The sequence below is a fragment of the Hyphomicrobium sp. genome (assembly GCF_020852195.1).
Taxonomy (GTDB): domain Bacteria; phylum Pseudomonadota; class Alphaproteobacteria; order Rhizobiales; family Hyphomicrobiaceae; genus Hyphomicrobium_C.
Map to the genome: position 1 here is coordinate 23197 of NZ_JADZBI010000237.1, position 14945 is coordinate 38141.

Annotated in this window: 8 protein-coding genes; all 8 read left to right on the forward strand. The window is 66.2% G+C overall.

The genetic code is table 11. The features are described 5' to 3' along the window. Positions 1-125 precede the first annotated feature (125 nt). The 8 genes from IT540_RS19490 (at position 126) to IT540_RS19525 (ending at position 14291) form a co-directional block, all read left to right on the forward strand. Entirely contained in the window at positions 126-557 is a 432-nt protein-coding gene (locus tag IT540_RS19490; RefSeq protein ID WP_291181527.1) for a PAS domain-containing protein, read from the forward strand. Between the two features lie 288 nt (positions 558-845). Beyond that, positions 846-6347 (forward strand): glutamate synthase-related protein, encoded by a 5502-nt coding sequence (locus IT540_RS19495; protein WP_291181529.1) that lies wholly within the window; start codon positions 846-848, stop codon positions 6345-6347. A gap of 11 nt (positions 6348-6358) precedes the next feature. Next, positions 6359-8116 carry a sulfite reductase subunit alpha gene (locus IT540_RS19500; protein WP_291181531.1) on the forward strand — a complete coding sequence of 586 codons (1758 nt, stop codon included), beginning with the start codon at positions 6359-6361 and terminating at the stop codon, positions 8114-8116. A 56-nt stretch (positions 8117-8172) separates the two neighbouring features. Beyond that, positions 8173-9159, forward strand: coding sequence for a ChuX/HutX family heme-like substrate-binding protein (locus IT540_RS19505; protein WP_291181533.1), 987 nt, complete (start codon positions 8173-8175; stop codon positions 9157-9159). A 221-nt stretch (positions 9160-9380) separates the two neighbouring features. After that, positions 9381-10232 carry an AraC family transcriptional regulator gene (locus IT540_RS19510; protein WP_291181535.1) on the forward strand — a complete coding sequence of 284 codons (852 nt, stop codon included), beginning with the start codon at positions 9381-9383 and terminating at the stop codon, positions 10230-10232. Between the two features lie 130 nt (positions 10233-10362). After that, positions 10363-12588: a TonB-dependent receptor gene (locus IT540_RS19515; RefSeq protein WP_291181537.1), complete on the forward strand. Its 2226-nt coding sequence runs from the start codon at positions 10363-10365 to the stop codon at positions 12586-12588. Positions 12589-12609: 21 nt separating this feature from the next. Further along, entirely contained in the window at positions 12610-13911 is a 1302-nt protein-coding gene (locus tag IT540_RS19520) for an MFS transporter (RefSeq protein WP_291181539.1), read from the forward strand. Next, on the forward strand, positions 13908-14291 hold the full coding sequence (locus tag IT540_RS19525; RefSeq protein WP_291181541.1) for a cupin domain-containing protein: 384 nt from the start codon (positions 13908-13910) through the stop codon (positions 14289-14291). Before IT540_RS19520 ends, IT540_RS19525 begins: the two co-directional genes overlap by 4 nt. The last annotated feature ends 654 nt before the right edge of the window (positions 14292-14945 follow it).

Here is a 14945-nt window from a genome sequence, read left to right on the forward strand (position 1 = left end):
TCTTCCGCACAGCACGTTTCGTGCCGCACACGAGATGCTTCGGGTCGCATTGACGTCGCGTCGAGAGATTGGTGTTCTAGCTTTCGAGCTGGCTGCCCATCGTTCAGATAGCGGATAGGATCCGAATGAGCCTAACTATCGATCGCGAAGCGCCGTTTCTCGAAAGCGTGCTCGGGCGCATGAACGGCTTTCTCTACCGGTGCCGGGCAGACAAGGAGTTCACGATGCTCGAGCTGACGAGCGGCTTCGAGCGGTGCTTCGGATTCCCCGCAGACGATATCCTCGGCAACAAGGTACGCTCTTTTGCATCCCTCATCCATCCCGACGACTCGGAGGCGGTCGACCTCGCGGTCGTGCGCGGACTCGAGGAGCGGAAGAATTGGAACATCAACTACCGGCTCTTGCACACCTCTGGCTACTACATCTGGGTGCACGAGGACGGCGGCGGCGTGTGGGACGAGACGGATACGGTCGCCTATCTCGAGGGCGCGGTGTTCGACATGCACCAGCTCTACGCCAGCTTGCAGAACCAGTTCAGCGACGCCAGCCCGGGATGATGCGTATGCGTTGGGATGCCTTCGCGCGGGCGTTCGCATAGGCGTCCGAGGGCATCACGGCGCTTGAAGCGGCCCTGCGCTTTCTTCGCGGAAGCCTCGCTGCGATCGGTTCGTTGCGCGCTCCCGAAAATATTTCTATACATTTATTGTATACAAATATAAGTTGGGCAGCCCTGCGCTGCGTCATCCCCGATGACCACGAGAATTGGCAACGCGCGGCCGCGCGCAGGCTAGGGGCAGGCATGAGAGTCGCGCTTGCTTCGACGACACTTGACGGATCACGCACTGGTGAGCAACGACGACAAAACGCCTCTCCTTTATGATGTTGGCAGCGACAGGAGTAGCTGTGGCGTCGGCTTCATCACGCGCAAGGACGGTGTTCAGACCCATGACGTGCTGAGGCGCGGGCACGAAGCGCTTTGCGCGGTGCCGCATCGGGGCGGCATGTCGTCCCAAGGCGTGGGGGACGGCGCCGGCGTGGCCGTGGACCTGTCGCTCGCCTTCTTCCGTGCATTGACGGGCAAGCCCCTCGAGCCCGGCCGCTTCGGCGTCGGCAATTTCTTCATGCCGGACGACGCTGCCCAGCACGCACGGGCCGAGCGTCTCGTCGAGGAGGTGCTGACCAACGAAGGCTTTCGCGTGCTGCTCAAGCGCGACGTTCCCGTGGACAACGGCGCGCTGCGCCCGGCTGCGGTGCGCTATCAGCTTCCGATCCGCCAGTGGGTGTTCGCCGCGCCCGAGGCGTGCCGGACACCCGCGGCGCTCGACGGCGCCATCCACCGCGCCCTGCTTGCTGTCGAGGCCGTCGCCTACACGGATCCCGCGCTCGCCGGCTTCTATCCCATCTCTCTCTCGGCGCGCACGCAGGTGCTCAAGGGCCGGCTGAACTCGAACGAGGTCATTCCCTACTTCAAGGACCTCGTGGCCGAGGACCATGCGGTCCACACTATGTTCTTTCATACGCGGTTCTCCACCAACACGGATCCGCATCCGACCATGGCGCAGCCGTTCCGGCTGATGGCGCACAACGGCGAGCTCAACACGGACAAGAAGAACCGCCTATCGGAAGCCGCGATCGCGCGCGCCAAGAACAGCGCCATCGTGAGCCCCGCGGGGCAGTCGGACAGTTGCCGGCTCGACCAGTCGCTGCAGAGCCGGCTGATGGAGGACGGGCTCGACCTCGTGACCGCCGTGGTGGCGATGATGCCGCCGGCCTGGGAGAACGACACCACGCTCTCGGACGGCGTGCGGGCGATGCTCGAATACTTTTCCCTCTACGAGGAGAAGAACGACGGGCCGGCGGCGCTGATCTTCGGCAACGGCGAGATCATCGGCGCGCGCCTCGACCGCCTCGGCCTGCGGCCCCTTCGGACGCAGGAGACGGACGAATATCTCTGCGTGATGTCGGAGGCGGGCCAGATCGATTTTCCGCCCGAGCGCATCGTCCGGCGCGGGCGGATCGAGGCCGGCGGGATGCTCTATTGGGATCACCGCCAGCAGCGCGCCTACGGAACCAGGGACGCACTCGAGATGCTGGCGGCCAAGCGCGATTACCCGGCGCTGCTGGCAGAGGCGCGCGTGCGGCTCGATACGCTGCCCGATATTCCGGCCGAGCAGCTCGGCTCGCCGTCCCGCTACAACGGCGATCTCGGCCGCCATCAGCGGTACGTCGCCTATTCCCACAATCAGGAGAGCTTCAAGTTCCTGATGGACCCGATGCTGGAGACCGGCGCGGAGAAAATCTCGGCGATGGGCTACGGCAACGCCATCAACGCCCTCTCCGACCAGGAGGGTGGGGTGGCGAAGTACTTCGCGCAGCGGTTCGCGCAGGTCACCAACCCGCCGCTCGATTCGCTGCGCGAGGCGGACGGCATGACGCTGCGCGTCGCGCTCGGGGGCAAGCCCAATATCGGTGCCGCCTCGGCGCCGCAGATCGTCGTTCCGTCGCCGATCCTGACGCACCTCGACATGCTCAAGCTGCGCGAGCAGAGGATGACGCCGTTGCGGCGCTTCGAGATGCTCTATACGCCGAATGCCTTGGATCCGGCAGCGGCACTGCAATCCGCCATCACCGTGCTGTGCAACGACGTCGAAGCCTTTGCGCGGGCAGAGGGCGGCATCGCCGTGCTGTCCGACCGTCATGTCGCGACCGGCAGGGCGGCGCTGCCGCTTGCGATCGCCGTCTCGGCCGTCAACCAGCGCCTGATCGAGGAAGGCTTGCGGCTGCGCGTGTCGCTCATCGTCGAGAGCGGGCAGATCGCCTCCTCGCATCACATCGCCGTCGCGCTCGGCTTCGGGGCGTCGGCCGCCTATCCGCTCGCGGTCCAGCTTCGGGCTGAGGAGAAGTACGGCGCGGATGCCGACAAGGCCTTCAAGCGTTTCGCCAAGGCGGCCGAGAAGTCGCTGATGAAGACCATGGGCAAGGTCGGCCTGTGCACGGTCGAGAGCTACATCGGCGGCGAGTTCTTCGAGCCGAATTTCCTCGACACCAACGATCCCGTGCTGAAGCGCTACTTCCCCAACATGAGGACTCCCGTCGGCGGGGTGACGTTCGAGGTCATCGCGCAGGCGGCCGCTGCCTGGCACGCCAAGGCGTGGCACGTGAAGGGCGGCAACGACATTCCGCTGCTCGGTCTTTTCAAGGAGCGTGCCGAGGGGGCAGGGCATTCCTACGGTACCGCGGCCGTTCGCGGCTTCGTCGACATGACGGAGGAGACGATCGCCTTCGAGGACGAGGCGCCGCGCGGAGAGGCCGGTGCCGATGTGGAGCAGCTTCGCCTGCTGCCGCTCACGCGCCTCGAGGACGCGTTCGGCCTCGACGAGGGGGCTTACCGCAGCACGAGCTTCGACGCGCGCTCCGCCGAGGAGATCGACGCCTTCCAGATCACGCCGGGATATCGCGCGTTCAGCCGCATGCTGACCGAGGAGCGCATGCGCCGCCCGGCCGCGCTGCGCGACGTGCTGGCCTTCCCAGCCGACGTCACGTTCCTGACCACGGCCGCCGAGTTCAGGCGCGAGATGGGCCGGTTCTCGCGCAAGGGCAACAACAGCTTCCTGGTGCGCGGGCTCTCGTGCGCGCGCCTCGACGACGGGCAGTTCCGGCTCGAGCTGACCGGCGCATTGGCCGGCGACATCGGGCGCCTCGCGGCCTTGGCCCAGTCTCTCGTCGACCGCTTCCAGGACGATATCGAGGGCCATTGGCTGGCCGGGCGCACGCTCGCTGTGCGCGCGACGGGCGAAGCGAGCGACTACCTCGCGCTTCTCGGTGCGGCGCCGGACAGCATTCCGCTCGATGCCGTGCAGAAGGCGAGCGAGATCACGCGCCAGTTCGCGTCGGGCGCCATGAGCCATGGTGCCCTCAACGCGCCCGCGCACGAGGCCGTGGCGCACGGCACGAACATGGTCGGCGGATACTCGAATTCCGGCGAGGGCGGCGAGCACATGTCGCGCTACGGCACGATCCGCGCCTCGCGCATCAAGCAGCTCGCGTCGGGGCGCTTTGGCGTCTGGGCCGGCTATCTCGCCGATCCGATGCTGGAGGAGTTGGAGATCAAGATCGGCCAGGGCGCCAAGCCCGGCGAGGGCGGGCAGCTTCCGGCCCAGAAGGTGACCGTCGAGATCGCGGCCGCCCGCGGCGGAACGCCCGGCGTGGAGCTGGTCTCGCCACCGCCGCATCACGACACCTACTCGATCGAGGACCTGGCCCAGCTCATCCACGACTGCAAGGCGGCGCGTGTGCGCGTCATCGTCAAGCTGGTCTCGTCCGAGGGGATCGGCACCATCGCGGTCGGCGTTGCCAAGGCCGGCGCCGACGTCATCAACGTCGCAGGCAGCACGGGGGGAACGGGTGCCGCTGCGGTCACCAGCCTCAAGTACACGGGGCGCGCGGCCGAGATCGGCATCGCCGAGGTGCACCAGGCGCTGTGCCTCAACGGGTTGCGCCAGAAGGTGACGCTGCGCTGCTCGGGTGCGCACCAGACGGCAAGCGACGTCGTCAAGTCGGCCATGCTCGGCGCTGACAGCTTCGAGTTCGGTACCACGGCGCTCATGATGCTGAAGTGCGTCATGGCGAAGAACTGCAACATCAAGTGCCCGGCCGGGCTGACGACGAACTCGGAGCTGTTCGACGGCGATCCGCGCGCGCTCGCCCAGTATCTGATGAACATCGCGCACGAGACGCGCGAGATCCTGGCTTCCCTTGGCTTCGCCTCGCTCAGAGAGGCGCGGGGGCGCTCCGATCTCCTGCAGCTGCTCGACCATCCGGCCAGCGTCGGGCAGCTCGATCTCTGCGCCATGCTTGCCGTCGTCGAGGAGTTCAAGGTCGAGAAGCCGGTCTACATGGAGGCCAAGTACGCGCTCGACGACACCTTCATCGTTGGCGTGCGCGAGGCGCTGGTCGCGCGCCGCGAAGCGGCGGTTGCGCTCGGCGACGGACGCAAGCTCGGAAACTGCAACAAGAGCGTCGGCGGGCAGCTCGCCGTCGACATCGAGCGCCTGCTCAACCACGAGCTTCGGGCCGAGGAGGTCGCGGCGCTGCCTGCCGTCTACACGGACGACCGCGGTCGTCGCTACCTGCAGGACGGTGCCGTGGTCGTCACCACGACGGGCAGCGCCGGTCAGTCCTACGGCGCCTTCTGCAACGACGGCATGGCCATGCGCCACACCGGCACCTGTAACGACGGCGTCGGCAAGGGCGCGTGCGGCGGTGTTATGGCCGTTTGCTCGCCCGGCGGCGGCAGCGACGAGGCAGGCGGCAACGGGCTCATCGGCAACTTCGCGCTGTTCGGCGCCACGGGCGGGCGCTGTTTCATCGCCGGCCAGGCCGGCGACCGCTTCGCGGTGCGCAACTCGGGCGCGACGGCCGTCGTGGAAGGTGTCGGCGACTTCTGCTGCGAGTACATGACGAATGGCGCAGTGCTCAACCTCGGCGCGTTCGGCAAGGGCTTCGGCAACGGCATGAGCGGGGGCTTCGTGTACCAGTACGATCCCTATGGCGACCTGCCGAAAAAGGCGAGCCTCGATTCCATCCTGCTGTTCCCCATCGTGGGCGACGACGAGAGCGCTGAGATCCATGCGCTCGCGGTCCGCACGCTGCTCGATTGGCATGTGGCCGAAACCGGCTCAGCAAAGGCGCGTTGGATCCTGGAGAACTGGGAGTCCGAACGGCGCAACTTCGTCTACGGGTTCCCGACCGCGCTCCTGCAGTACCAGGACAGCGGCGCGATCCTGAAGGCGAAGTCGCAGAAGGAGCTCGTCGAGGAGCTTGCGGTCGCGGTCGCCAGTCCTCAGGGGCGCACGTTCAAGCTCGCCTACCGCGTCGGCACGCCCGTGCTCGACGGCGCGACGCCGGACTACGGCGAGGTCGACACCGAGCGCACGTTCGCGCTGCTCAACAGCTACACCGTGCTCGCCATGGCGCAGCAGGTCGCGCTGACACGCATTCCCGGCGCCACCGATGTCAGCGCACCTGCCGTTCGCGCCGCGGCGCGCAAGCTCATTCTGACCGAAGACCATGCCGTGATGCAGAAGATCCTCCGCTACGCCCGCCAGGCGCTCTCGACCTTCCCGGACGTGGACCTCTCGGTGCTCGTCGCCGACAAGAGGCTCAGGGACTACAAGGCTGCCCTCAGCCTCCGCAACATCCGCTCCATGGACAGCCCCGCGACGTACGGGTGGATCCTCCGCCAGGCGCGCCGCAACCTGGACGCCATCGGACGCATGCCGGGCTACGAGGAGTTGTTCGCACGCTCGTCCGTCACCGACGTCCTGTCCCTTGTGACACCGAATTGAGCGTGCCGCCGATGAACCTTCCCTATTTTCCCGAGGATGCGCCATTTTCCGGCGAGCAGCGGGCATGGGTCGCGGGCTATCTGGCCGGGCTCAAGACGCGCATTCTGGACGCCAAGCCCGGAGCCGGGCCGGGATCGGTCCCGCAGCAGGCGGCGGCCGTGCTCCACATCCTTTTCGGAACGCAGACCGGCAACGCCGAAGGCGTCGCGAGCGACGTTGCCGCGGAGGCGCGTGCGCACGGCTTCAATCCCGTGATCCTCGGCCTCGATCAAGTGGAGATCGAGCGCCTGGCGGAGATGGAGCGCGTCGTCATCGTCTCCTCCACCTACGGCGAGGGCGAGATGCCGGACAACGCGCTCGCTTTCTGGACGGCGCTGTCGGCGGAGACCGCGCCACGGCTCGAGCATCTCTCGTTTTCCGTGCTCGGCCTCGGCGATACCGCCTACGACGCCTTCTGCCAGGCTGCAAAGCTGTTCGACATGCGCTTCGAGCAGCTCGGTGCGAGCCGCGTGGCGCCGCGTTCCGATTGCGACGTCGATTTTGAGAAGGCGGCCAAGGAGTGGATGGAGGCCGCGCTTCCCGCCTTCCCGAAGCCGGCAGGTGCGTCGCCCGCCGCCGCACCCGTTGCCGCCGCTCCGCCCGAGACGAAATCGGCCTGGAACCGCAAGAACCCCTATCCTGCCACCGTGATGGTGAACCGGCTGCTTTCCGGTCCCAGCTCTGGCAAGGAGATCCGCCACTACGAGTTCGATCTCGCGACCAGCGGGCTCACCTACGAAGCCGGCGACGCGCTTGGCGTCATGCCCGTCAACAACCCGGCGCTCGTGACGGCGCTTCTGGATCGTCTCGGGATCTCGCCCGAGGCGGTGTTTGCCGGCAGCAGCCAGCCGATCGGCGCCTTGCTGACCTTGGCCTATGAAATCTCCACGCCGTCACGCGAGCTCGTCTCGGAGATCGAGGCGCGCGCGGGCGACGACGCGCTCACGCATGTCGTGCGCCACGGCGACAAGGAAGCCATGGACGCATGGCTGTGGGGCAAGGACATCCTCGACGTCCTGAACGTCAACACCGCCGTGCGCCTTGGCGCCGAGGAATTCGTCGCCCTTCTGAGACCGCTTCAGCATCGGGCCTATTCGATCTCGTCGAGCCCGCTCGCCCATCCGGGTGAGGTGCACCTCACCATCGCCAGCGTGCGCTGGCGGGCCGAGGAGCGCGAGCACGGCGGCGTCTGCTCCACGTTCCTGGCCGACCGCGTCGGGCCTGGCCAGACGGCGGGCATCTTCGTCTCGCCGAACAAGGCGTTCCGGCTGCCGACCGACAACGATGCGCCGATCATCATGGTGGGTCCGGGGACGGGGATCGCGCCGTTCCGGGCGTTCCTGGAGCAGCGCAGGGCGCTCGGTGCGAAAGGGCGCAACTGGCTGTTCTTCGGCGATCAGCACAGGGCGTCCGATTTCATCTACGAGGGCGAGCTGACGGCGATGGGCAAGGATGGGCTTCTGACCCGGCTCGATCTCGCATTCTCGCGCGACCAGGCCGAGAAGATCTACGTGCAGACGCGGATGCGCGAGAACGGCCGCGACCTGTTCTCTTGGCTCGAGGACGGCGCCTACTTCTATGTGTGCGGCGATGCGAGCCGCATGGCTAAGGACGTCGAGGATGCGCTCCGCGACGTGATCGCCACGCACGGCGCAATGACCTTGGAGGCAGCCGACGCCTACGTCGGCGCCCTTCGCAAGTCCAAGCGCTATCTGAGAGACGTGTACTAGGACGAGGCGCGCTCAGCGGCGGCATGTCCGCGTGCGCGCGAGTGAGGATCGTGTCGATGGAACGAAGGTGCCCGCGACGGACAGGCTGCCCAAGGGAGCGGGCCAACGCACGGCGCGTCTCGACGGCCGGAAACGGCCTCTTCGCCAAGGCCATCGCCCTTCCCGTCGCAGACGTGCTCGGGCAGCTTCCGAGCCTGGAGCATGTCATTTCCGTAACGCGGAATACCGCCGCCGCGATGACGACCGTGGGCCGCTATGCTGCCCCGCAGCGTGCCGGCGCGCCGCTCGTTGTCGAGACTGGGCGGATGTGCTTGCGGGTTCATCCGGAGTCTCTCGGCATGACGCTCTTTGCCGAACCTGTGGCCGCGCACCGGAAGCCGGTGTCTCTGCACTTTTTCGACCGCGACGGCATCGTCCTTCACGAAACCTACCTCACCAGCATCGATGAGGATTCCAAGCTCGATATGCTGATCTCCGGGCGCGCAGGCGGCGAGGCTGAAGCACGTTCCGGCGCAGCACCCGCGCCGGGCTCCTGGACCTGGCAGCCGCAGCTTCTTTCGCCTCTTGCAGGCCTGCATGCCGATGCGGGCTTCCACGTCGACAGCATCCTCGGCGACAACGGCATCGCGCGCCGTGCGTCGCTGCCGGTATGGGGCGAGGGCTCTGCGTGGCAAATCGATGTCAGCGACCTCGTCGGCCTCTTTACGCTGCTGAAGGAGGCCTGGATGCCGCTCGGCATCGCGGTCGGGAACCTGGGTCTGGTCCAGTACCATCAGGGCGAGATCGACGGCGTGAAGCGGTCGGGCAACCTCGTTCAGATCTCGTCGAAGCACAGTAATGTTACCATATCGCTCGACGACATCGAGGAAGCGTGGATCACGCACGTGGAAGCCGGCGGCCGGCGCGAGCACATCCTGGAACTCTACGACTGGCGATGTCACTGCATCGCCCAGTTCAAGGACGCCGATGACGGCGACGAGAATCTTTCCATCTTCTGGCGCCAGATCCTGAGCACGCTGCCCCGCCTGCGCGCTGTGTCCTAGAGCGCGATCGGTGCTCGAGCCGACAGGGTCCGAAGCGATCATCGTCCAGGATCGATCCCGCACTTTCGTGTGCAGGCTGAATTCCAAGAAATCCCCTTCCTGCGCTAAAACTTGACTGCTGTAGTCAATATTATATACATTTCATGTTTTCGTACTGTGGCTAGGGCCCATGCAGGGAGTGCCGTGCGCGCGGAGCCCGCCGGAGTTTTTGGGGACCACTCATGGAAACCGTCCAGTTCGACGGATTGGACATCATCCTTGCGAGGATGACGCTTTCCGAAGCCCAGCGGTGGCACTCGTCCATGTCGGCTGGAATCTGGTGCGGGATCCTGGCCGAGGGCACCATCGCCACCTGCCGCTCGGGGCTCGACAACACCTGGAAGCCGAAAACGGCGATCAACTACAGCATCGATACGCCCGTTACCGTTGAGCACGTGGTGCCACAGGCGTGTCAGCTCAGTGCCGTTTTCATCCGCCTGCCCTTCGATCGGGTGGATGCCATCGCAGGCCCTGGCGCGCGCACGGCGCTCGCGCCGCAGAAGACGAACTACCGGTCGTGGCAGAACCATCGCGCTGCGAGCGCGCTCGCATGGCAGATGCTGGGATGCCCGCTGGTGGGGCCGGCGCGCCGTCTCTATCTGTCCGGCAAGGCCCTCGAGGTGCTCTCGGTCATTGCCCAAAGCGACGCGGTCGGCACCGCCGGCACGGCGGGCTCAGAGGGCATCCCTGCCGCCCGCGCGGGCGAGATCGAGCGCATTCATGCCGCGCGCGCCCTGCTGCTTTCGTCGCTTGCCGATCCGCCGAGCGTACCGGATCTGGCTCGCTCGGTCGGCATGAACGCTCACCGGCTGGGTGCGCTTTTCAGAGCCGTGTTCGGCGCCAGCGTCTATTCGTACGTGAAGGCGGCGCGACTCGATCATGCGAAGATGCTGCTCGAGGCCGGCGAGATGTCGGTCTCGCAGGCCGCCTATAGCTGCGGCTATCACCCGGCCCATTTCTCGACGGAGTTCCGCAAGCGCTTCGGGATCTCGCCGAGCGCATGCATCGGTCGCAACGATCCCTACTCGGGCTGATCGCGTGTCCGCGGCCGGTTGCGGAAAGCCAAAGACAAAGACAGAAACCCCAAAGCCGCGGCGATTGTTATCGCCCCGCCTCTGCCCTCCTATCGCAGCACGGATTTCAATGCCTTGGGGGGCGATCTTTATGACCGTACGTTCTGTATCGAGCCGACGGGCTCTGACGCTTGTTTGCGCGGCCGTTTGGGTATCCGGCTACGCCGGCGGGGCGGACGCCCAGCAAGCGGCCGAGCCCGCTGACAGCTATGATCTGCCGCCCCTCGACGTCACAGCGAAGAAGTCGAAGAAGTCCGTTGCGCAGAAGAAGGCGCCTCAGGCGGCGGCACCGGCTGCCCAGCCGCAACCGCAGCCGGTCCCGGACCAGCAGCCGTCTTCGGGCGACGCGGTTGTGCGTGCCAACGCCGCGTTCGCGAATGTCCCTTCCGGCGTGTCGGTGATGACGGGAGACGAGGTGGAGGCGCGTGGACTGCGCACGGCGCGCGATCTCGCCCAGTCGTTCCCCAACGTCACCGGCTTCGATTCCGGTGGCAACCGGATGACGACGTTCTCGATCCGCGGCGTGCATGAGCTCGGCTACCAGTCCTCGCCAGGCGTCGTGCCCGGCGTCGGCTACTACGTGGATGACGTGCCGGCGCTGACGACGCTGGCGCGTGCCTCGCTGTTCACGCGCGTCGATCAGATCGACGTGCTCAAGGGTCCGCAAAGCACGTCGTTCGGCTTCAGCCGCCCGGCGGGCGTCATCGACATCCGGACGGGCGGTCCCACGGACAGGCCGACCGGCTATGTCACGGCGTCGGCGGGCAACTATGATGCCTACGAGGCCGGCGCCGGCTTCTCGACGCCGCTCGGCTCGAATTCCGTGTTTCTGACGGCCGACTTCATCGGCCAGAGGCGGGACGGCTTCTACGACAATACGGCGCTCGGCGACTCGTACGGCGACAAGGAGTCCTACGGCGGCCGCGCCAAGCTCACCGTCGTGCCGACGAGCCGGACGACGATCGACATCATCCTTCAGCACGAGCGTTTCGACGACCAGAGCGATCCCTTCATTCCGTTCGCCCAGCTCGCCACCGATCCGTTCGAGGTCACGTACAACGATCCCGGCCGTGAGCGCATCGGGCAGGACCTGCAGGCCCTGCGTGTGAAGAGCCGCTTCGACGGGTTCGACCTTTTGTCTGTCACGGCGCATCGCCGCTCGACTTGGGACTTCAAGAACGACGGCGATCAGACGGCCTCGTACGATCCCATGTGGCGCTACGTGGGATATTCCGAAGAGGAGGTGCGCTCGCTGACGCAGGAGGTGCGCCTCAACTCGAACGATCCCGACGCTCGCCTGCAGTGGTCCGCCGGCATGTTTGCCGCCCACACGGTCATGGACTTCTCCGGCGGCACGTTCCTCTATCCGGACATCGAGATCCCGGGCATGCCCATCCGGCACGCCGAAACGACGAGCGACGACATGGCCGTGTTCGGTGAGCTGCGCTATGGCCTGGGCGGCGGCTTCACCATCGTGCCGGGCGTGCGCTACGAGTGGGCCGGGCGTGAGGGAGAGAACAGGCATCCCGCGCCGAACATCACGCATGCTTCGAAGGACTATGCGGAGGTGCTGCCGTCGCTCGCGCTGCTCTACGCACCCACGTCGAACTTCACCGCTTACGCAAAGTACACGCGGGGCTTCAAGCCGGGCGGCTTCATCGCCGACCGCGCGCTGACCGATATCGACGAGTTTCGTTTCGACGAGGAGACGTCGGACAACTACGAGGTCGGCTTCAAGAGCCGGCCGTTCGGAGGCTTCCTCACGCTCAACGGGTCACTGTTCTATTCCGACACCGAGGACTACCAGGTGGTGAACCAGTTCAGCCCGTTCGAGTTCGGCGTCAACAACGCCGAGCGCGTGGAAAGCTACGGCGGCGAGCTGGAGGCGAGCCTGCAGATGACGTCGCAGCTCCGTCTTTTCGGCGGCCTCGGCGTCACCCACGCCACGTTCCGCGACTTCCGCAACGACTATGCCGATTTCAGCGGCAATGACGTGAGCTTCATCCCGGCGTTCACGACCAACTACGGCTTCGAGTATCGGGCCGACTGGGGCGGATACGTGATCGTCGACGGGCGTACGCTCGGGGACTACTACCTCGACGAAGCCAATGCGGCGAAGCAGGACGGGGTTACGCTCGTCAATGCGACGGTCGGGTTCAAGTACGGCGACATGGATATCGCCGTCTTCGGCCGCAACATCTTCGACGAGCGCTACGTGGTGAACTCCTACGACTTTGCCGGCACGGGCGGCACCGGCGCCTATGGCTCTCTCGGCGACCCGGCCACGTACGGCGTGCGCACGAAAATGTCGTTCTGAACACGAGCAGGGACGCCACACGTGAACACGCCACTCACTCACGACCCGTCGGCCGGCGTTCCCGCCGCCGCCGCGGGCGGGACGCTGTCAACCCAGCCGGCGTTCATCCTGCTGCTGCTCGCAACGCTCTACTTCGCGCAAGGGTTGCCGCTCGGCCTCATCTTCGGCTCCTATCCCGTGCTCTTGCGGAGTGCCGGCGTGGAGCTGTCGCTGCTGGCCTGGGTGCCGTTGCTCGGACTGCCGTGGATCCTCAAGATCCTATGGAGCCCCGTTGTCGACAGCGCGTGGTTGCCGGCGCTTGGCCGGCGGCGCACGTGGCTGCTGTCGCAACAGCTCCTCGTGATCGCGGCGCTCGTCGCCTTGACCGCGACCGATGCCGCAAGCGAAACGGCTCTCACGACCCTGGTCCTGCTCGGGCTGGCCTCGACGTTCGCGGCCACGCAGGACATCGCGACCGACGGGCTGGCGGCCGAGCGGCTAGAAGGACGGCACCTGGCGCTCGCCAATGCCTTCTCGGTCGGCGGGATGGCGACCGGCGTGCTTCTTGGCGGCGGCGGCGTACTGCTGACGGTCGAGACGCTCGGCCTGCGCGCTACGTTGCTCGCGCTTGTCGCCCTGCTCATGCTCTGTGCCATCCCGGCTTTGGTGTGGCGGGAGCCGGAGGCCGCTCCGCCGGTAAAACGGCACCGGGCCTCGTTGCGCGCGGTTGCCGCGCGCGCCCATTTCCTTTTCGTGCTCGCCATCGCCGGCCTCTATGCGGCCTCACATTCCGCCGACGGCGCGCTGCTGCGCCTCTACCTCGTCGATAAAGGCTGGAGCCCGGCCGAGATCGGCATCGTCGACAGCCTCAGCATGGCAGCGATGATCGTGCTCGGCTGCGGCGCGGCGGCCTGGCTCGTGTCGCGGCTCGGAACCTGGCGCTCGTTGGTGGTGAGCCTTCTGCTGCTGATCGCGTCCTCCGCGGGCTGGCTCGCCGTGTCATGGATGGAGTTACGTCCCGACCTCGTGATGGCGGCGCTGATCCGCATGCTCGGCAGCACGGGCATGGGGCTCGCCTCGGTCGCCGTCTACACCGTCCTTATGCTGTTCGCGCGTGGCGGAGAGCAGGCCGGTACGGACGTGACGGCCTTCAAGAGCGCCAATGTGATGGGTGAGATTGGATCCGCGAGCCTCGCGACGGCGCTGGCGGCTCATATCGGATACGCGGCCGGCTTCGGCATTTCCGTCGCGGCGAGCGTCGTCGTCCTCGCCCTTGCCCTGATGCGTCCGTCGACGCGCACCTTCGAGCTTGGCGCCGCGAACGTAGCCGGAGCTGCATCATGAAGATCCACGGCGTCGCGGCAATACTCGACGAGATGCCGCTCACTCCCGTCACGCCCGGCATCTCGCCCGAGGACGCCGTGCGCTGCATGCGCGTGCTCGGCACGTTCCATGGCTGCATGATGGGGCTCGTTCACTTCTCGGGCCAGACCGGCTGGGAGCGTCATACGGGAGGCGACGAGATACTTTTCATTCTCGAGGGCGAGACGGAGCTCACGCAGCTCACGGCCGAGGGTGAGATCCGACAGACGGTCCGCAAGGGTGACGTGGTGCAGATTCCGGCAGGTGTCTGGCACTCGCAGCGGACACGCTCGCCGGTCAAGCTGCTGTTCCTGACCGTCGGCGAGGGCTCCGAGGGCAGTGCCACGACCCCCACGCCCTGAGGCTTCCCGCGCCCGTGGCGCAGAAGCGGTCGGGCTATTGTCCCTTTCGATTGTGTGTCCGATCGAGATAGCTCATGTTTCGGCATTGAGCCGGCGGGTGGTTCGCGAGACATCATGACCCTTGCGGCGACCCTGTACTCTCCAGTAGCCAGGGTGGGGTTTTTGCGCGTGCCCGACATCGCGCACGCCGAAGGGCTACGCCAACGCCCACGCCAAAGGAAAATGCGTGAAATCTCAATCTCATAAGTTCTGCGTGGCGCCCATGATGGATTGGAAAGAAAACGACTTTTCTTCAGCGGGTTAGAGTGTGGCGCGTGCAAGGCGTGTGCAGTGGCGAGAGTGTAATTCCGATCACTTCGGTGCATTTGCGATAACAGGCATGCTCACGCACTATGAGTGACGGGGCCATCTCTCCCGCTCGAGCCAGTGGCAGATCCTGATGCGTGGTTGACGAATTCCGGGCTCGACGTCGATGACCGCTAAGGGCTGATTGTGTTGAAGAACCCGTTGAGGACGCCAGCGAACAGTGATTCCGTCGGATAGGGCAGCGACGGAGGCTGGCGATGATGGGGCGGGGCACGACCGAGCAGGCGCGACTGTTCTACGAGTTCCATCTCGACGAGCGGGTTCCGGTCGATCATCTGCTCCGCCGCA

Excerpts from the sequence above, each read along its gene's own strand:
- IT540_RS19510 (WP_291181535.1), top strand. The coding sequence starts at position 9,381 with ATGGAAACCGTCCAGTTCGACGGATTGGACATCATCCTTGCGAGGATG.
- IT540_RS19505 (WP_291181533.1), top strand. The coding sequence starts at position 8,173 with ATGGAACGAAGGTGCCCGCGACGGACAGGCTGCCCAAGGGAGCGGGCC.
- IT540_RS19490 (WP_291181527.1), top strand. The coding sequence starts at position 126 with ATGAGCCTAACTATCGATCGCGAAGCGCCGTTTCTCGAAAGCGTGCTC.
- IT540_RS19525 (WP_291181541.1), top strand. The coding sequence starts at position 13,908 with ATGAAGATCCACGGCGTCGCGGCAATACTCGACGAGATGCCGCTCACT.
- IT540_RS19500 (WP_291181531.1), top strand. The coding sequence starts at position 6,359 with ATGAACCTTCCCTATTTTCCCGAGGATGCGCCATTTTCCGGCGAGCAG.
- IT540_RS19515 (WP_291181537.1), top strand. The coding sequence starts at position 10,363 with ATGACCGTACGTTCTGTATCGAGCCGACGGGCTCTGACGCTTGTTTGC.